Origin of the sequence: Pseudoalteromonas sp. UBA6610, from assembly GCF_002433295.1 — a bacterium.
Taxonomy (GTDB): domain Bacteria; phylum Pseudomonadota; class Gammaproteobacteria; order Enterobacterales; family Alteromonadaceae; genus Pseudoalteromonas; species Pseudoalteromonas atlantica.
Genome location: NZ_DJHW01000065.1, coordinates 1 through 18,691 on the forward strand (window position 1 = coordinate 1; position 18,691 = coordinate 18,691).

At 41.8% G+C, this 18,691-nt stretch carries 15 protein-coding genes; 7 read left to right on the forward strand and 8 right to left on the reverse strand.

Going from position 1 to position 18,691, the window contains the following annotated elements; translation table 11 throughout:
* On the reverse strand, positions 1-155 hold a 155-nt coding region (locus B4F91_RS08790; RefSeq protein ID WP_288635579.1), incomplete at its 3' end, for a 30S ribosomal protein S10.
* A gap of 413 nt (positions 156-568) precedes the next feature.
* Here B4F91_RS08790 and plsB point away from each other — a divergent pair.
* On the forward strand, positions 569-3,007 hold the full coding sequence (gene plsB, locus B4F91_RS08795; protein WP_096040985.1) for a glycerol-3-phosphate 1-O-acyltransferase PlsB: 2,439 nt from the start codon (positions 569-571) through the stop codon (positions 3,005-3,007).
* A 196-nt stretch (positions 3,008-3,203) separates the two neighbouring features.
* On the opposite strand, the gene tesB is transcribed toward plsB, so the two are convergent.
* Positions 3,204-4,061 carry an acyl-CoA thioesterase II gene (gene tesB, locus B4F91_RS08800; RefSeq protein WP_004588683.1) on the reverse strand — a complete coding sequence of 286 codons (858 nt, stop codon included), beginning with the start codon at positions 4,059-4,061 and terminating at the stop codon, positions 3,204-3,206.
* A gap of 79 nt (positions 4,062-4,140) precedes the next feature.
* On the opposite strand from tesB, the gene B4F91_RS08805 reads away from it, so the two are divergent.
* Together B4F91_RS08805 and B4F91_RS08810 are read left to right on the forward strand one after the other, a co-directional pair.
* The gene (locus B4F91_RS08805) at positions 4,141-4,599 is read left to right on the forward strand and encodes an EVE domain-containing protein (protein WP_029773519.1); all 459 of its coding nucleotides are present in this window, start codon (positions 4,141-4,143) and stop codon (positions 4,597-4,599) included.
* Between the two features lie 122 nt (positions 4,600-4,721).
* Positions 4,722-5,753 (forward strand): cytosolic protein, encoded by a 1,032-nt coding sequence (locus tag B4F91_RS08810; RefSeq protein WP_096040984.1) that lies wholly within the window; start codon positions 4,722-4,724, stop codon positions 5,751-5,753.
* A gap of 2 nt (positions 5,754-5,755) precedes the next feature.
* Here B4F91_RS08810 and B4F91_RS08815 read toward each other — a convergent pair whose 3' ends face one another.
* Together B4F91_RS08815 and B4F91_RS08820 are read right to left on the reverse strand one after the other, a co-directional pair.
* Entirely contained in the window at positions 5,756-5,962 is a 207-nt protein-coding gene (locus B4F91_RS08815; protein WP_004588680.1) for a PLDc N-terminal domain-containing protein, read from the reverse strand.
* Positions 5,963-5,981: 19 nt separating this feature from the next.
* Positions 5,982-7,049 (reverse strand): potassium channel family protein, encoded by a 1,068-nt coding sequence (locus B4F91_RS08820; protein ID WP_024031979.1) that lies wholly within the window; start codon positions 7,047-7,049, stop codon positions 5,982-5,984.
* 225 nt (positions 7,050-7,274) lie between these two features.
* On the opposite strand from B4F91_RS08820, the gene B4F91_RS08825 reads away from it, so the two are divergent.
* The gene (locus B4F91_RS08825; RefSeq protein ID WP_288635577.1) at positions 7,275-8,585 is read left to right on the forward strand and encodes a short-chain fatty acid transporter; all 1,311 of its coding nucleotides are present in this window, start codon (positions 7,275-7,277) and stop codon (positions 8,583-8,585) included.
* A gap of 44 nt (positions 8,586-8,629) precedes the next feature.
* Here the strand turns inward: B4F91_RS08825 and B4F91_RS08830 are convergent, their stop codons facing one another.
* A complete protein-coding gene (locus tag B4F91_RS08830) occupies positions 8,630-9,646 on the reverse strand; it encodes a metalloprotease (RefSeq protein WP_248462997.1) in 1,017 nt (338 codons plus the stop codon).
* A gap of 182 nt (positions 9,647-9,828) precedes the next feature.
* On the opposite strand from B4F91_RS08830, the gene B4F91_RS08835 reads away from it, so the two are divergent.
* Entirely contained in the window at positions 9,829-11,046 is a 1,218-nt protein-coding gene (locus tag B4F91_RS08835) for an EAL domain-containing response regulator (protein WP_064386688.1), read from the forward strand.
* 18 nt (positions 11,047-11,064) lie between these two features.
* On the opposite strand, the gene B4F91_RS08840 is transcribed toward B4F91_RS08835, so the two are convergent.
* A complete protein-coding gene (locus tag B4F91_RS08840) occupies positions 11,065-12,141 on the reverse strand; it encodes a CNNM domain-containing protein (RefSeq protein ID WP_096040982.1) in 1,077 nt (358 codons plus the stop codon).
* 84 nt (positions 12,142-12,225) lie between these two features.
* On the opposite strand from B4F91_RS08840, the gene B4F91_RS08845 reads away from it, so the two are divergent.
* Positions 12,226-14,721 (forward strand): alpha/beta hydrolase family protein, encoded by a 2,496-nt coding sequence (locus B4F91_RS08845; RefSeq protein WP_286937505.1) that lies wholly within the window; start codon positions 12,226-12,228, stop codon positions 14,719-14,721.
* A gap of 179 nt (positions 14,722-14,900) precedes the next feature.
* Positions 14,901-15,605, forward strand: a complete 705-nt coding sequence (locus tag B4F91_RS08850) for a response regulator transcription factor (RefSeq protein ID WP_004588673.1) — start codon at positions 14,901-14,903, stop codon at positions 15,603-15,605.
* Positions 15,606-15,710: 105 nt separating this feature from the next.
* On the opposite strand, the gene B4F91_RS08855 is transcribed toward B4F91_RS08850, so the two are convergent.
* Together B4F91_RS08855 and B4F91_RS08860 are read right to left on the reverse strand one after the other, a co-directional pair.
* Positions 15,711-17,219, reverse strand: a complete 1,509-nt coding sequence (locus B4F91_RS08855) for a YifB family Mg chelatase-like AAA ATPase (RefSeq protein ID WP_004588672.1) — start codon at positions 17,217-17,219, stop codon at positions 15,711-15,713.
* Between the two features lie 33 nt (positions 17,220-17,252).
* Positions 17,253-17,867, reverse strand: coding sequence for a trimeric intracellular cation channel family protein (locus B4F91_RS08860; RefSeq protein WP_024031973.1), 615 nt, complete (start codon positions 17,865-17,867; stop codon positions 17,253-17,255).
* Between the last annotated feature and the right edge of the window lie 824 nt (positions 17,868-18,691).

Here is an 18,691-nt window from a genome sequence, read left to right on the forward strand (position 1 = left end):
AGTACAGTAAAACGTTCAAAGCGTGTAGGTAGTGGGATTGGACCACGTACTTGTGCGCCTGTGCGTTTCGCAGTTTCCACGATTTCCGCCGTTGATTGGTCAATCAAACGGTGGTCAAAAGCTTTTAGGCGAATACGAATGCGTTGATTTGACATTCTTAAACCTCAATATAAAGAGCATTTAAAGAGCATAAAAAAACGACCGAAACAATCTTAATAATTAAGATGCCGGTTGTTGATTTATATCTACGATGAGTTCCAAATCGGAACTCCTGTTTATTAGCTTGAAATCCAAGCTTAATTTATCCCTTCAAGTTCCAGAGGAATCTTGAAAGCCTGCGTATTATAGTGATATTGGTGATAAATGCAACAACTAATTGCAAATTAATTACGGGTGTAAGGCTGCCCAAATAACCGCCATTGGTTATTTATAGCTATAATTGAACTGCTCAGCACCAAATTAGTCTTATGTTTATAATTTAACCGATTACGCAAATTACAGGATTTTATAGATATTATGGTATCCTATGCGCTAATTTTGCTTTTAATACTCTCAATATGGTGAGTCGATGCGTTTATTAAATTATTGTTTGAATTTTCTTACTAGCTGCGTAAGCCGTGTTTTGGTAAAAAGTAAGGTCCTTCCCCAAAGCCCTATAGAACAATATGACCTTAATCCTGAACACCCTACTTTTTATATAGTACGTTTAAATTCGCGTTTCGATTTAGCTGCGCTTACTAATGTATGTAAAAAGCATGGTTTACCTAACCCATGTGAATATCAAACGTTAGGGAACCAAGAGTTGGCCCGCTTTATTGGTATTAAAAATCCGCCACCTTTATTTGGCGATACCGCGAAACCGACCGCCGCTTTATCGCAGGGTAAGCAAATAGTTGAACATTTATTAAATAGCGGGCAAAAGAATGTACAAGTGGTGCCGGTAACTATTTTATGGGGGCGCGACCCAGGTAAAGAAAAGCCAGGCATTCGTACCTTAATTACCCACTCTCTTACGCCTAGTTGGTTTAGAAAATTCTTTGTTGTACTGTTTTCTGGGCGCGATAACTTTATTCGCTTTAGCCAGCCACTCGATTTATCACTTATCGTGAACGAAAAAGCCGACGTAAATGAGCTACCACAAAAACTATTGCGTGTTGCTCGTGTGCACTTTAAACGCCAAAAACTGGCCGCTACGGGCCCTAAAATGCCTTCGCGCGAGCAACTGTTTAACTCACTTTTGGCTTCGCCGACAATAAAAAAAGCGATTCAAGATGAAGCAAAGTCAAAAGGAATAAGCCAAACAGAAGCCCGTCAAAACGCATTAAAACTACTAGATGAAATTGCCGCTAATTACTCTGAGGCAATGATACGTGTAGGCGACAGAATTTTAACGTGGCTGTGGACTAAGCTTTATAACGGTATAGATATAAAATACACCGAGCAGATTCATGAGCTAACAAATAAAGGTCACGAGATAATCTATATGCCGTGTCATCGCAGCCACATGGATTACTTGTTACTTACCTATGCTATATACCATCAAGGTTTGGTGCCGCCGCATATTGCCGCAGGCATTAATCTAAACTTTTTCCCTGCCGGTGGTATTTTTCGCCGCTCAGGGGCGTTTTTTATCCGCCGCTCGTTTGCCGGTAATAAACTTTACTCAGCCGTATTTAAAGAATATTTAAGCCAACTATTTATTAAAGGTTACTCAGTTAAGTTTTACACTGAAGGCGGGCGCAGCCGTACAGGCCGATTACTACCGCCAAAAACCGGCATGCTCGCCATGACATTGCAAGCAATGCTACGCGGCATAGACCGCCCGGTTTCTATTGTGCCGGTATACATTGGCTATGAACATGTAATGGAAATCAATACCTACTTAAAAGAGCTTGCCGGTAAAGATAAAAAAGGCGAGTCCATTTTTGGTATTTTTAAAGCCATTAAAAACCTTAAAAATTATGGCCGTGGTTACTTAAACTTTGGCGACCCTATTTCTATAAACCAATACTTAAACGACAACCAACCTGATTGGCGCGATGCAATACACCCCACCGATGTGCAAAAGCCGCAATGGCTAGGCCCTCAAGTAGCCGCATTGGCCGACCAAGTAATGGTAAAAATTAATAATGCCGCAGCACTAAATGCTGTGAATTTACTGGCTATGATTTTGCTAGTTAACGACAAGCACGCGTTAAGTAAGCCTAAGCTATTAGCGCAACTAGATTTTTACTTACGCCTACAACGCGATGCAAGCTATAGCGATAAAGTCACCGCCCCCGATGAAACACCAGAGCAGCTATTAACGCACGCCATTAAGCTTAATAAGTTTGATGTTATTAGCGATGAATTTGGCGAAATTATTGCAATTAACGATAAAGAAAAAACCCTGTTTAACTATTATCGTAATAATATTTTGCACTTATTTGCTGTGCCAAGCCTTATTGCTTTGCACTTATTTAAGCAACACAGTAGTACGGTTGAGCAATGCCAAAAGCTTGTTTCGGCTTTTTACCCTCTGTTTGCAAAAGAATGGTATTTACAGCCGCTAGATGAAAACTACATAAGCCGTATTTTGGCTAACTTTAGCGATCAAAACTTAATTGAGCTTGATGGCGATACCATTCATGTTACTAACACGAATGATTCGTTAGCCAAACTTGAAATGCTAGGAAGGACGCTTAGCTTTACGTTGCAACGTTATGCCATTGTTGTAGGCTTTATTCAAACCAGTAACGGAATTGAAAAAGCCGAACTAGAGCGTGAAAGCCAAGTACTGGCAAACCGTTTAGGCACCTTACACGGCATTAAAACCCCGGAGTTTTTTGATAAAAAGGTACTGGTAAGCTTTATTTATAATTTACGCGGTGAGCTGCTAATTACTGAAGGTGAGAATGGTATTCACGGTAGTACACAACTGTGTGAAATATACATGTACTTAAAAACCTTATTACCCGCACGTATATGGCAATCGGTTAGCGACATAGTGCAAGATCAATGTAATTAGCGAGCTGCTGTAATTTAAGCTCTAATTAAACACCATTAAAAAAGCCTCAACATTTAACATATTGAGGCTTTTTTGTACGTTTAGTTATTGAACAACAATGCTACATGAAGACGCTTACCTCTTGGCAAAACTTTTAGGCGAAAGCACTGCTAATTTGCGCTTAACAGCCTGTCTATTGCTAGTAAACCTAATCAAATTAACGCTGGCGCATCACCCCTTCTTGAATCGTTGATGCGACTAAATTACCTTGGCGGTCAAAAAACTGGCCTCTTACCAAGCCTCGCCCAGAACTAGCACTTGGGCTGTCTATGGTATATAAAATCCAATCGTCCATTCTAAATGGGCGGTGGAACCACATAGCATGGTCAATCGTTGCCACTTGCATATTTGGCTGCATAAACGATACGCCATGAGGCTGTAATGCCGTAGGTAAAAACTCAAAGTCAGAGGCATACGCTAATAAGTAATTATGAATGCGTTGATCGTCGGGCATATCGCCATTGGCTTTAATCCAAATGTGCTTTACGGGCTCAATAACCTCTGGCTTAAACGGGTTATGAAAAGTAACCGGGCGCATTTCAATGGGCATTTCGCGTATAAACTTATTACGGATCACCTCGGGTATGTGGTGGGCGTTTTCTTGATAAAACTCAAGCGACGAGCGAAGCTCCTCTGGTGGCGGTACATTAGGCATGGTTGCTTGATGCGATAAGCCTTCTTCTTCACCCTGAAACGACGCAGTCATATAAAAAATAGGTTTACCGTATTGAATAGCGCTTACTCGGCGGGTGCTAAAGCTTTTACCATCGCGGATGGTTTCTACGTCGTAAACAATCGGTTTTGCGGCGTCGCCGGGGCGTAAAAAGTAAGAGTGTAATGAATGAACAACACGTCCTTTTGGTAGCGTTTCTTTTGCAGCAGACAGCGCCTGCCCCATTACTTGACCACCAAATACCGCTCTAAACCCTAAATCTTGGCTCTGCCCACGATATAAACCTTGTTCAATTTCTTCAAGTGACAATAACGATAATAAATCATCTAATACTTGGCTCATTTGCTGTTCTCTCAATCCCCAGATAAGCTAATGATACTATACAATGCAGCTATGTAAATCTAACTAAATGAGTAACGCTATGAATTATTGGCTATTTAAAACTGAGCCCGATGCTTTTTCGATTGATGATTTAAAAACAGCGCCGCAACAAACCACCCTGTGGGAAGGCGTGCGTAATTATCAGGCACGTAACTTTATGCGTGACGATATAAAATTGGGTGACTTAGTATTTATTTACCACTCTAGCTGCAAACAAGTGGGCGTTGTGGGTATAGCCACTGTTACTAAAGAAGCCTACCCCGACCCAACTCAGTTTGATTTAAATAGTGACTATTACGATGCGAAGGCCACACCCGACAAGCCACGCTGGTTTGTAGTTGAAGTAACCTATAAAAGCCATTTAAACAAACGCGTAAGCTTAAAAGACATTAAAGCTAACGAGGCTATTACCGAGTTAGCCCTTAAAAAAGCAGGCCGCCTTTCGGTAATGCCAGTCACACAAAACGACTGGGAGCAAATAATAGCCATGAGCAATTAAGCTCAGTAAGTAAATATCAAGCTGTATTAGTAGCTAACCATTAACGGGCTAAAGCTTGGCTATGTTTGACCTCATTTGGCCGTGTTTGATACGATCCCCCGCGAGTTATAATTGGGGGATTAATGAAACTACTGTATTGGTTAGATGAATGGTTAACGCTTTGCCGTGATGAACAACAAACTAAGCTGCCTATGTGTGGCGGCGACCTACTCGGCGATGTGTATGTAAAATACGAATTTGTTGATTTAAGTAAGCCCCTGCTTTTTACTTTTTCCCCCGCGGGCACCAACGTCCAAGAACACGACCTAACCGATGACTTTGCCCCTTGGGGCTATCACTTAGCGCAAAAACAAAATGTTAATGTAATTTCGTTCCAACATTTAGGCAAAAGCAATTGGTTTAGAAGCCGTAATTTAATCTTCTTTTTGGAGCAGTTATCAAGCTTACTTTCACCGTTTAAGTGCCGCTTAGGCTATGGCCTTAGTCGCGGTGGTTTTGCTGTTGGTGCGTTTGCAAAATTACTTAAATTAGATCAGGTTTTATTTTTTCATCCTGTTAGCACCAAAAACACCGAAACAGTTCCGTGGGACACCCGCTCCAGCACAGAGCTTGCGCAGCAATTTGATTGGCAAGGTGAGTATAACGACCTCGATTTAGGCCATGCTAAGGGGTATATAATTTATGACCCCACCAATAAAATAGACCGCCTACATGCTAAGCGGTACCCGCAACTGACTCATTTAAGAGTGTTTGGCATGGGCCACGGTACCCACGCAAGCTACCTCACTAAGTTTGGCTTTTACAAACAGGTGGCTGTTGATTTTATACGCCACCAGCAGATTGATATAGCGCAGTTTCGTTTGCAAACCAAAACCTTGCGCTTAAAAGAAGAGTATTATCAAAGCCTAAATAAGGCAAATGCGAGTTCGCCTCACCGCTTGGCATTATTAAGTACAGCACATCAAATTTTAGCAGATGAAAAAGAAGTGCATGTGCAAGAACATCAGGCCAGAATAGATATTCAGCCGTTAATAGATGTCGCACTTAAACATCAAGATGAACACCCAAATGATGCTATTCAGTTATTAGAAGTTGCCCAACAAATAGTGCCAGATGATCCGCTGGTTGAGCACAAACTCAAGCAGCTAGAATAGACCTATGACGGTTTATTCTTCTTTCTTTTTTTGTGACCATGCTTGGGCACAATCGTAAAATACATAAAAAGCCCCAGCCACGAAAAAATAATTACGCCTAATAACCAGCCGTTTTTTTCGTGGCCTTGGGTGCGCTTACTATTAACCACTATCACCACGGGTAATATATAAGCGCTTAAAATAATTATTAAAAATACTACTTCATTCATTATTTAACCTAAGCCTTGGTTATTTGGCCAAGCTTTGCCAATCTACTTCATTTGTTAGCACACGCTCAAGGGCAATGTAGTGCAGGATATCGCCCGCATTTACCTTGTAATCAAGTGGCGGATTTAAATCCATATTTTGTGCACTTAAGTTATGCGCCACCCCTAACAAAATAGCATTATAGTCATGCTTAAAATGGTGAAATAAAGTGCCAAACTCCATCTCTTCGCATTCACTTGGAATAGCTAGGCTAAACTGCGTGTCGCCGTGCAATGTAGATAATAGCTCTTCTTGTACTCGACTCGAGCCTGGGTCTTGCATTGAGCGTACTAAAATCTCAGCCGACTTAGCGCTACTACACTCCACATTTTGGCAATGCTCAAGCAACATATCGACCTTGGTTTCATCTAAAAAATGCGCGCTAATGTGGCACTCATCTTTAACTAAACGGCTAATACGCAGTGCCGTTGTAAATGTTTGGTCGTCATCTTGCCCATCAATAATAACTTTGTCGGCACGGCTTATAGCTACGCGCTCAAGCTCTTCTAAATCGGTAAAACTTGTTAGGCGGGCAAAGTCGACATTTTCGTTAGTTAAAAATGGGTGATCCATTTGCTCGGTCACCGCCAACAAAATACGGCGGTCGGTACGTTTGGTATCGGCAAGGATATAATCAATCATTTTTTTTGTTCGGGTATCGTGCCAACCAAAAATAATAATGTGGTTGTTACTGTGAGCAAAGTTTTTATCACCAGTCATAGCGCGCCTAATTAAGTAAGTCACTGTTTGCCCTGTTTTTCCTAACAGAACGCCAAATAAAGCTAATCCAAACGGAATTTGTATTAAAGCCACAACCCAACGCCCCAGCTCGCTGGTTGGGCTAAAATCGCCGTAACCCACTGTTGAGGTAGTTACTGTGTAGTAGTAAAAAAAGGTCGTAAACGAGGTAAGCGCTTGCTCATTTGCAATAAATAGCAGCCCCCAAGTCACTAACATATGAGCAAGTATTGCAAGCACCACGGCTTGCCAGCTCAGCTGATCGATATGAGCACGAACAAGTAGCGCTAGCCTCTTAAATATTACCGGCATGATACAAAATCTTTGTTAGTAAATTATCTATAAACAGTACGTTACTGTAAGCCATGCTTTTAAGCAACGTTTAAGCCTTTAAGTAAGGCCAGTTACCCTTTTAGGATTAAATTTTGTTCAACCTATAAGATACTCAGGCCCTAAAATATAAGACTAAATGCGGGTTTGCTAATGTGCTAAGAGCATGATTAATTATAATAAGACTAAAAAACACACAGACACATTATGCTTAATAAAATTGCCACACCGTTTACCAAATTAGTAGAGCGCTACTTACCCGATCCCTTTATATTTGTAATATTGCTAAGTATTATTACCTTACTAGGCGCTAGCCTATTTACCCCCTCAACCAGTATTGAAGTTATTAACGCATGGGGGAGTGGTTTTTGGAACCTGCTTAGCTTTGCCATGCAAATGCTGTTGGTGCTGATTACAGGTTACATGCTAGCAAGCACGCCCATTATCAATTCGTTATTAAACAAACTGGCTGCGCTTGCTAATTCAGCGCCAAAAGCGATTATTTTAGTCACGCTTATTTCGCTATTAGCCAGCTGGCTTAATTGGGGGTTTGGCTTAGTTATTGGGGCTTTATTTGCCAAAGCAATTGCAAGGCAAACACAGGTTGATTACCGCCTATTAGTTGCCAGTGCTTATTCTGGCTTTGTGGTGTGGCATGGCGGCTTAGCAGGCTCAATTCCGCTTACGATTGCTACCGAAGGGCACTTTTCACAAAATAGCATTGGCATAATTATTACCGAGCAAACCCTGTTTGCTGGTTTTAACATAGTCATACTTATTGGCTTATTTATTATTATGCCGCTGGTTAACCGCTACATGCTACCCAGTGATAAAAACAGCGTGTATGTAGACCCAGCACTTATAGAAGAGCCCCCGCCCGTATATGAAAAAATTACTCGCCCTGCTCAGCATTTAGAACACACAAAGCTGCTTGGCATTTCGATTGGTTTACTTGGCCTTTGCTATTTGGCGTATTACTTTATAGTTGCAGGCGGTAGCCTAAACCTAAACAGTATTATTGCTGTGTTTTTGTTTTTAGCCATTACCTTACACCAAACACCGCATAACTTGCTTAATAGCTTGCAACAAGCAATTCCCAGCGGAGCGGGTATTGTCATTCAATTTCCGTTTTACGCGGGCATAATGGCAGTCATGGTCGACAGAGGTTTAGCGCAGCAAATATCGCGTGGTTTTATAGCTGTTGCTGATGCCGATAGCTTGCCATTTTTTAGCTTTATAAGTGCAGGCCTGGTAAATATGTTTGTGCCCTCAGGTGGCGGGCAATGGGCAGTACAAGCACCTATTGTTATACCCGCAGCGCAAGAGCTGGGCGCCGATATATCACGTGTTGCTATGGCGGTTGCCTGGGGTGATGCGTGGACAAATCTAATTCAACCCTTTTGGGCATTACCGGTATTAGCCATTGCAGGGTTAAAAGCAAAAGACATTATGGGGTTTTGTGTTGTGCAGTTATTTGTAACGGGGGTATTTATATCGCTAGTGCTGAGCTTTTACTAACCCTTAATAACGCGCAGTATTTAGGTATACTGCGCGTATAGCGATTAGCTCGATAAAATCGTCATCGGCAGGCTAAGTATTGGGTTTTCTGAATCTGCAAAGTGCATCATCACTGCCACATGGCCTGCAACTACAATAGCGTACATAGCGGCTGAAAAACCTTGGCCGTATTTATCAAGCGGCAATAAATGCGAGTAATGTCGACCGCGCCATTCAAATACAATTTCCAGTGCGCCAACAAACAAAAAGAACACCAGCAACATTAAGCCAAATGTATAGCTCAGCCATAAGCCAAATAACACACCGAGTAAACACACACTTAAACCGACCCAAGATTGCATTGAAAAGCTGATACTTTTTAACACATGTCCGCCATCAAGCGGTAAAATAGGCAAAAGGTTAAACAAATTCAATAAGGCACTGAGTACTGCAACGCCGGCAAATATGTCCATTTCGGTGGCGTAATATAAAACCACACCCAGCACAGAGGTAAACAAACCAAACGCTGGCCCCATAAGGGATATAACTACATCTTGCCAGCGCGTTGTTATTTTATCGTCACTTACAGCTAACCCACCTACAAAGGGGATTAAGTAAATACCCTTGGTTTTTATGCCAAAGTATTTCATGGCTCTTACGTGCCCATACTCATGCACCACTAAACACGCTATAAGCATAAGCGCAAATTCAATGCTAAATAGCCAAGCATAGCCGGCAACCGATGCACTCGCTAAAGCCACCTTAATTACTTTTGCACTTTTAAATAACTTAAAGCCCAGTGCCGCCAGTCCTAAAAAGCCTTTTTTGGGCTGGCTATTTACCGGCGCAGGCAAAGCTAGTTCAGTAGCAAACACACCATCAACAAATAACGATAAAGACTGCTCATGAACATGTGAGCTATCAATCCCTATTTGCTTATTATCTAAAGTAAATTCGGCGTAATGCTCTTTGGGTGTTGTAAAGCTTATGGCCTGTTGATTATGAAATATTTGTACTATTTTATGCCCAGATACCATTAGCGTTAATGGTTGCTCTGCAAGCATGAGATCGATTTTTATCATGACTAAAACCAGTTAAAACAATGGCGCTAGTATACCGATGAATTTAAAAAACACGAATTGCCTTAAACCATAAGCGCAAAAGCACTTAGAAGATAAAAAATAATATAAAACTAAGCTGACAAAAGGCTGATCAGGCGCTATTTTTACAGTACTAATATATTAAGCAGTTACAAGGATAGAGCATGTCGATTTCGGTACCCAATATTTTAGTTGTGGATGACTCAAAGGCGATTTTAATTGTTATGGAGGCCATTTTAAATGAGCTAGGAGTGTCGAATAAAGTTACAAAATGCCTGAGCGCTCAGCAAGCGCTAACACACGTAACCGACGATATAAACTTTTACGATATTGTATTTACAGACTTAAACATGCCTGAAATGGATGGTATGGAGTTTATAAGAAAACTAGGCGGGCTTAATTTTACAGGCGCAGTAGTTATAATTTCGGAAATGGATCATAAGGTTATTAACCTAGCTGCCAATTTAGCGCGCCATAGCAATATTCATTTAGTCGCAAATTTAGCTAAACCCGTGCAACTTAGCCAAGTAAAAACCGTTTTACAAAAAGCAAAGCACTTAGCAGTACATAACGACCTTTCTCATGCCTCTATTTCAGAAAAAGCATTGCATGAGGCAATCAATTTAAACGAGATAATCCCTTACTATCAGCCAAAAATAAATTCTCAAACCAGTGAAATAGAAAGTATTGAGGTGCTAGCGCGTATCGTTAAAACGCACACTGGCGAAATTATCTCGCCCAATCGGTTTATTTCGTTATCGGAGCAGTCGGGGCTAATTAATCAAATTACCTTTAGCTTATTTGAGCAAGCCACCAGCGACTTAAAAGCTATACGAACAAACATTGCTGCGCACCTAAAACTGGCTTTTAACCTATCTCCCACGCAACTAGATGATTTAAGCTGCCCCAACAAGCTGATGCTTATACTGCAGCTCAATGAGCTATCACCTAGTGATATAATTTTAGAGATTACCGAGCAACATGCGCTGTCTAGCCTTTCTCAGCTAGAAACCTTAAACAGATTAAGAATGCATGGCTTTGGCATATCATTGGATGACTTTGGTGTTGGCTTTACCAACATGAACCAGATTAAGCGCCTGCCTTTTACTGAAATAAAAATTGACCGTACACTTATTAGTAATATTGAAACAGATCAGTTTTCGCAAGTGGTGGTCAGCTCACTGGTTGATATTGCCAGCCAAGAGCAACTAGCCCTTGTTGCCGAAGGCGTAGAGCGCGCCGAAGAATCGCTCTACTTAAAAAACTACCGCACTAATTTAGCCATGCAAGGATTTTTGTTTACCTGCCCTAAAGCCAAAGACGATTTTATAGAGTGGGCACTAAACTGGGTAAATACGACGGGGGGCACAATTAAACGCTAACCTTCAACTCCGTCGTAATTATTTTTTATCTCGGGGCGTGTCGTCATCTTCACTAACTATGTGCTCGCTGCTTGCTAAACGCTGGCGCCAGCGCTGCTTGGCGACCATACGCATATTGGTCGATTGGTCGCGTTCATCAACAATTTCAAGCCCCATAAGGGCTTCTATCATATCCTCTAGGGTTACAATGCCTTGAACATCACCGTATTCATCAACAATTAAACATATGTGAGTACGCTGTTTAAGCAAGGTTTGTAGTAGCGATGACACATTATGCCCTTCGGGTACCGTATGAATAGGCTTAACTAATTTGCTAATTTTATAATCGGTACCTAAGCGGTGATAAGCCAACATAATGTCGTTTTTATGCACAAAGCCAATTATGTCATCGGCGTCTTTATCAAACACTAACACGCGCGAAAATGATGACGAGCCGTGCTCGCTCATGTACTGATCGACCGTTAACCCTTTATGTACTTTATACAGCACAGTACGCGGCGTCATTAAGTCGGTTAATTTCGCATGCCTAAAATGTAAAAGGTTGCGGATTATTTCTGACTCATCGGCATGGATTGCCCCTGTTTCGGTGCCTATATCTGCCATGGCTTCTATTTCTTGGCGAATATAAAAAGCCTCATCGTGCTTGGCCCCCATTAAATTAGTAAGCTTTTGAGCAAGCCACACAAATGGTTTTAGCGATATCACTAAAAAGCGTAAAGAATAGGTCACGCTAGGGGTTAAGGCACGCCAATAATTGGCCCCTAAGGTTTTTGGAATAATCTCTGAAAGTACCAATACTAAGAGTGTCATTATGGCAGAGGCAATTCCTACTGCCGCATCTGAAAAAACCACAGCGGCTTGCGCACCCACACCTGCAGCACCGGCGGTATGGGCCACTGTGTTAAGCGTTAGTATTGCAGCAAGCGGTTGATCTACATTATTTTTTAGTTTTTCGAGCTGCTTTGCAAGTTCAGGCTGTTTTTTGCGTAATAGCGCCACATAGCTGGGCGAAATACTTAACAGTACAGCTTCCATTACAGAGCATAAAAAAGAAATAACGATGGCAGCAACCATGTACACAATCAGTAAAGTCACTTTTTCTCCGATGAGTTGAACATATGGGCATGGTAACAATACATGCTATATTTGGCCAAATAACTATCAATAATAGGCACAAATATGAGAATTAGCTCACCTTGGACCACAAAAAATAAATTACTAAAACAAGCAGCTACCTTTTTTGCTCTTGGCAGCTTGAGTTTGACAGCAATAGCAGCCCCGCTTGATAAATCAAATATCGAGTTTATTGGCCCTTTAGGCGAAAACATGCAAGTTAAGCCATTTCAAACACCACACGGCCAAGCCATTATTAATAACTTATTAGAGCAGTTGCAACGTAATACGCAAAGTGTGTCTGTATTTGGTAAAAAGCATAGCTGGCAGCCGTTTAATAAAGTAAACGCACTTACTTTAGGTGGCCTACAAGCGCTTAAGTTCAATATTGAAACAACCCGCTATAGCCAAGGCACATTAACTATAAAAGGGATAGAGAACGCTCAGTTGTTTATTGATGCCAAGCTTCAAAAAGGCGATAACCACACATACTCTTTATCGTTAACTAATGGCTCTCATAGTGTGATTGTAGTGGCGCAACAAGTGGCTAACTGGAACAATGTTTCTCTCGATTTTGAACCCAAAGCCGACACTGACAACATTACAATTAACACCTCTACAACTAAGCGACTTTCAGCCGAGCAACTTTTTGATGCACCCACCATTAGTGGACTTTCTTTAGCGCCCGATGCTAAGCAATACGTTACCAGCACACGCAGCTATTCAAATAAAACAGCTAACCAAGCAAACGTGGTGACTGAGCTTAAAAATAGCCAAAATCAAACCTTGTATCGCTTTGAAGGCCAGCAACCAAGCAATATGGTATGGAGCCCCAATAATCAATTTTTAGTTTATATGTTAGGGAGTGAACTAAAACAGCTAAACCGTAAAAACTTCAGCATTAAAACATTGGCCAGAGAGCTTGAAGGCGCAAGTAACTTTAATTTTTATGATAATAACAGCCTTATTTTTAGCTGGTCTAAAACCCCCGAAGGCAACAACAGCTTAACTAAGCACTACAAAGGCCTTCAAGATAGATGGTCATACGCACGCAATGTAAGTCAGCTCTATATGTTAGACACCAACAGCGGCTTAACCAAAGCGCTTAGCCAAGGTCCTATCTCGCATAGCTTTGAAGATGCAAACTTTAATCGTGGCAAGGTATTAATGAGCCGCCAAGTTATGGTTATGCAAGCCACCACCCATCCAGAAACTGAACTGGTGGAACTTGACTTACAATCGAATAAAATAACGTCTTTTGGTAAATTTAAAACCTTTAACCATGCAAAGTACGCCAACAAAGATGTGTACGTTGTTGCTGGCCCAGATTTTAAAAATGGCGCAGGTCGTACCCTTCCAAAAGGGGTGTTAGCTAATAATTACGACGGCCAATTATACTTACTTAGCGATAACGGTAAGAATGTAAAAGCGCTTAGTAAGCAGTTTGACCCCGCTATAGGTGAATTACATGTGCTTGATAATGGCGATGCGCTTATAAAAGTAACAGAGCAAGATACCCAACCTTTGTATTTATATGACTTGAGCAAACAGCGCTTTAAAAAACTTAATACGGGTTTAGATATCGTTGAGCAATTTAGCTACTCGCACGAGAGAAACCCGCAAGTGCTACTAAGCGGTACCACAGCATCCACCCCTCAGCAGCTTAAACGCTTAAATATAAGTAAAAATAAAACAGACCTAATCTGGGACTCTAAGCCGCTTGCCTACGCTAATACACAAATACCGACTCTGGAAGAGTTTAACTTTACAAATAAAGACGGCGTAGAAATTACAGGGCGTGTGTACTTACCTACTAACCTAGATAAAACTAAAAAACACCCTGCACTTGTCTATTACTACGGTGGCACCTCACCGGTTACCCGTGGTTTTACAGGGCGCTACCCATTTAACTTGTGGGCAGCAAATGGCTATATTGTTTATGTATTGCAGCCAACAGGGGCAACTGGCTTTGGGCAAACATTTTCTGCTCAGCACGTTAACGCCTGGGGCGATTATACCGCTAGCGATATAATGCAAGGTACGCAGGCCTTTTTAAAAAAATACGATTTTGTTGATAGCAAAAAAGTGGGTAATTTAGGCGCCTCATACGGAGGCTTCATGACCATGCTACTTGCCACCAAAACAGACATGTTTAGTGCATCTATTGCGCATGCGGGTATATCAAACTTAACCTCGTATTGGGGCGAAGGTTGGTGGGGGTATTTATACTCAGGCGAAGCATCAAAAAATAGCTTTCCGTGGAATAACGCTTCACTTTATAGCGATCACAGCCCTGTATTTCATGCCGATAAAGTAACGACCCCTTTACTACTGTTACACGGCGATAGCGATACCAATGTACCTGTTGGCGAAAGCTTAACCATGTATACCGCCTTAAAGCTTTTAAATAAAGACGTAGAACTTATTGAATATAAAGGCGCCGACCATCAAATTTTTGCTCGTGATAAACGCTTTGATTGGTGGAACACCATGCTTGCTTATTTTGATAAACAACTAAAAGGCGAACCACAGTGGTGGGACGCAATGTATTCAGATAAGTAACACAGCGCTCAGCACATTTTTAGCTAAATGTGCTGAGCTTTCTCACATAAACAGCAACCTTAGGTAAGCCGCCTTTTATATCTGAAACATAAAGTTACCGAAAAGTTACACCGCCCCCTTCTCAGCATTTAACGATTGGTGCTACCATACAGAGCTATAAATATACAAAAATAAGTCCTATGGCAATTAACGTTTTATTGGTTGAAGACGACGAGCTCCTCGTTAAGCGCATCCAAAATCACTTTACAGACACCGAATTTTCGATAGAAATAGACCCCACAGGTGCCGATGCCCTAAACATAGTTAGGCAACGCGTAAACCTGCGCAGTGCTATTTCTCTTGCCATTATTGATATTGTATTACCCAAGCGTGATGGGTTGCAGCTTGCCAAAGAGCTCAACACTTTGACCGATATTGGCGTGATTGTTTTATCTAGCCGCGACTCTCAAGCCGATCGTATTGCAGGGCTTGCACAAGGTGCTGATGACTATATTTGTAAGCCTGTTGATTTATTAGAACTTGAGCTGCGCATGCGCGCACTTTATAAACGTATTGCAATTAATCAAGACGATGATGAAAGCGAAGAGTTTATAGAATACGCCGACTTTAAGCTCCACCCCGATAACCGCACATTAATTACCTCATCAGGTATTGAATCGCGCTTAACCGAAGCCGAGCACAAAGTGCTAATTTGTTTAATTAGCAACGCAGGTAAAGCAACCTCGCGAGAAAAAATATCAGAAGAAATAGGCCAACCAGATTGGAGCCCAAATGACCGTACCGTGGATGTTTTAATTGGCCGTTTGCGTAAAAAACTTTACGATGAAAAAGACCAAAAACGCATTGTTACCGTGCGCGGCAAAGGTTACATGCTCTCAATTTAGCGCATTAAAATTTTAAACACAGAAAAACGCAGCAGGCTCTGAGCTTAGCACCTTAAAATGATTAAACATTATTGCGGTTCGGTATTATTTCCAGCAACGTTTAGTTTATTTAGTTAACTGCGCTAGTAACCGCTCAAAAGCGCGATAATTTAGCGCCTCTTTTAGCTCTTCTAAACTAATATGCTCTGCACCTTTTAAGTCACTAATAGTACGCGCCACTTTAATAACCCTATGGTAAGAGCGCGGCGATAACGACAGCTTTTCGCTAGCGCGTGCTAAAAACTGCAACTCAGCAGGGGCTAAAGTGCAATGTATATTCATTTCTTTATTATTTAATCGTGCATTAACCTTACCTTGGCGCTTTAGCTGTGCACTGTAGGCCGCCTCTACTCGGGCTCTTACTTGGGCGCTGGTTTCTTCAGGCTCGGTACTTTGTAGCTCAACACTTGTTAGTCGCGGCAGCTCTATTTGTAAATCGATACGGTCGATAAACGGGCCTGATACGCGCGATAAATAGCGCATCACTTGGTCAGGTGTTGCTCGCTTATCATTATGACACCCAGTAGGGCTTGGGTTTAGTGCGGCTATAAGCTGAAACTGCGCCGGAAACTCCATTTGCCTTGCTGCCCGCGAAATAACCACCGAGCCGGTTTCCATGGGTTCACGCAGCGAATCAAGTACCTTACGTTCAAATTCCGGAAGCTCGTCCAAAAATAGCACCCCGTTATGCGCAAGTGAAATTTCACCCGGTTTAGGGTTTGAAGAGCCACCAACTAAAGCGACTGCCGAGCAAGTGTGGTGTGGGTTTCGAAAAGGCCGTTGGCGCCAATTATTTAAATCAATTGATTGGCCAATAATAGAATAAAGTGCAGCCGTTGATATTGCCTCATCGTCTGACATGGTTGGCATTATCGTCGCCATACGCTGCGCTAGCATAGATTTACCCGTACCAGGTGGGCCTAAAAAAAGTAGGTTATGGCCTCCAGCGGCGGCTATTTCTAGCACTCGCTTAGCGCCGGGTTGGCCTTTAACATCACTTAAATCGAGTAAAAAGTCGGGAGACTGGGCGCAATCTGGGTATTCAATATTTAAAGGCAGTGGCTGCTGATTTAATAAATCCCCCCATACTTCTTGTAATGAGTTAACCGCTTTACGCTTAACGCCGTTCACCAAACTTGCGAGGCTATCGTTGGTAAAAGGTAAAAAACAGCAACGGTTTTGCTCTTTTGCAGCAAGTACAGAGGGCAAAATGGCATTAACTCCCCGCACTTCACCATTAAGGGCAAGCTCACCGTAAAATTCATATTTATGTATATCTGGACACACTACCTGCCCCGAGGCCACTAAAATACCTACGGCAATGGCTAAGTCGAAGCGCCCGCCATCTTTAGGTAAATCGGCAGGAGCTAAATTTACGGTAATACGTTGATCAGGAAAACCAAATTGAGAGTTTTCTAGGGCGCTACGCACCCTGTCTTTTGATTCTTTAACTGAGGCCTCTGGCAGCCCAACGATATTAAATGCCGGTAAACCATTACCTAGGTGTACTTCTACAATAACCTCGGGGGCGTTTATACCCACTTGGGCACGAGAGTAAATGCGAGCTAGCGACATTCCTTATCCTAATTAATGGTTTAATTAATTAGTTTAGTCAGAATATTTAAAAACGTGTACTGTGATTTGCCATTTAATAGCCGCAATACGAAGCAATAAGGTGGTTAGCATTGCCATTACCATGGCAAGTTCGGTCGCGAACGAAAAATGAATTCCCAGCGTATAAACCACACCGCCAGCTATACAGGTAATAGCGTATAACTCGCCTTTTAGCAGCATAGGAATTTCGCGAGCAAGCACATCACGGAGCATGCCCCCAAAGCAACCGGTAATTACACCCATAATAATCGCGGTCATATTTGGCATACCGGCTAGTAAGGCTTTTTGGGTGCCCATTACCGCAAAAAATGCTAAACCAAATGCATCGGCAATTTGTAATGTATAGTGCGGAATCGACTTTTGCTTGTTAATAAGCCGCGTAGTAATAAATACCGCGGCTAAAATAGCATAAAAAAAACTTTGATCGTGTAACCAAAATACCGGAACATCTAATATGAGATCGCGAACCGTACCGCCCCCAATCGCTGTTACCGCTGCTAATACTACAACACCAAAACCATCCATTTTCTTTTCGTGTGCGACCAAAGTGCCTGTAACAGCAAACACAGCAATGCCGATTAAATCAAACCAGTGATAAAGTTCAGTCATGTGGAACAACCCAAAATTATTTGTGCCGTTTTAACACAAACTATACAAAGTTTTAAGTAATAACGTATTTTTAGAGAAGTTTATAATATTTATAGATATTGCTTGGGGGTATAAATTTAAGAGTGCTTTATAGGGAAAGAAATATAAATTTTAGGCATAAAAAAACACGCCTTAAGCGTGTCGTTTCATTTTATGTATTTCAGTGGTTGCGGGAGCCGGAGCTTATGAAAGGTGAACCGACGACCTTTGCTGGCTTATGGAGAGCTGAGACCGACGAGCTATTCATTTCACTGAATTTCAGGCATAAGAAAACACGCTTTTTGCGTGTCGATTTAATATAACTTATTATTTCAGTGGTTGCGGGAGCCAGAGCTTATGAAAGGTGAACCGACGACCTTTGCTGGCTAAGGGAGAGCTGAGACCGACGAGCTATCCATTTCACTGTATTTTAGGCATAAAAAAACACGCTTTTGGCGTGTCGATTTAATATAACTTATTATTTCAGTGATTGCGGGAGCCAGAGCTTATGAAAGGTGAACCGACGACCTTTGCTGGCTAGTGGAGAGCTGAGACTGACGAGCTAATCATTTCACTGAATTTCAGCCATAAAAAAACACGCTTTAAGCGTGTTGTTTCATTTTATGTATTTCAGTGGTTGCGGGAGCCAGAGCTTATGAAAGGTGAACCGACGACCTTTGCTGGCTTATGCAGAGCTGAGCCCGACGAGCTATTCATTTCACTGAATTTCAGGCATAAAAAAACACGCTTTAAGCGTGTCGTTTCATTTTATGTATTTCAGTGGTTGCGGGAGCCGGATTTGAACC

Bases quoted from the DNA above. Each gene is read 5' to 3' on its own strand.
- B4F91_RS08825 (WP_288635577.1), top strand. From the start codon at position 7,275: ATGCTTAATAAAATTGCCACACCGTTTACCAAATTAGTAGAGCGCTAC.
- plsB (WP_096040985.1), top strand. From the start codon at position 569: ATGCGTTTATTAAATTATTGTTTGAATTTTCTTACTAGCTGCGTAAGC.
- B4F91_RS08860 (WP_024031973.1), bottom strand. From the start codon at position 17,867: ATGACTGAACTTTATCACTGGTTTGATTTAATCGGCATTGCTGTGTTT.
- B4F91_RS08820 (WP_024031979.1), bottom strand. From the start codon at position 7,049: ATGCCGGTAATATTTAAGAGGCTAGCGCTACTTGTTCGTGCTCATATC.
- B4F91_RS08835 (WP_064386688.1), top strand. From the start codon at position 9,829: ATGTCGATTTCGGTACCCAATATTTTAGTTGTGGATGACTCAAAGGCG.
- tesB (WP_004588683.1), bottom strand. From the start codon at position 4,061: ATGAGCCAAGTATTAGATGATTTATTATCGTTATTGTCACTTGAAGAA.
- B4F91_RS08810 (WP_096040984.1), top strand. From the start codon at position 4,722: ATGAAACTACTGTATTGGTTAGATGAATGGTTAACGCTTTGCCGTGAT.
- B4F91_RS08850 (WP_004588673.1), top strand. From the start codon at position 14,901: ATGGCAATTAACGTTTTATTGGTTGAAGACGACGAGCTCCTCGTTAAG.
- B4F91_RS08815 (WP_004588680.1), bottom strand. From the start codon at position 5,962: ATGAATGAAGTAGTATTTTTAATAATTATTTTAAGCGCTTATATATTA.
- B4F91_RS08830 (WP_248462997.1), bottom strand. From the start codon at position 9,646: ATGATAAAAATCGATCTCATGCTTGCAGAGCAACCATTAACGCTAATG.
- B4F91_RS08855 (WP_004588672.1), bottom strand. From the start codon at position 17,219: ATGTCGCTAGCTCGCATTTACTCTCGTGCCCAAGTGGGTATAAACGCC.
- B4F91_RS08805 (WP_029773519.1), top strand. From the start codon at position 4,141: ATGAATTATTGGCTATTTAAAACTGAGCCCGATGCTTTTTCGATTGAT.
- B4F91_RS08845 (WP_286937505.1), top strand. From the start codon at position 12,226: ATGAGAATTAGCTCACCTTGGACCACAAAAAATAAATTACTAAAACAA.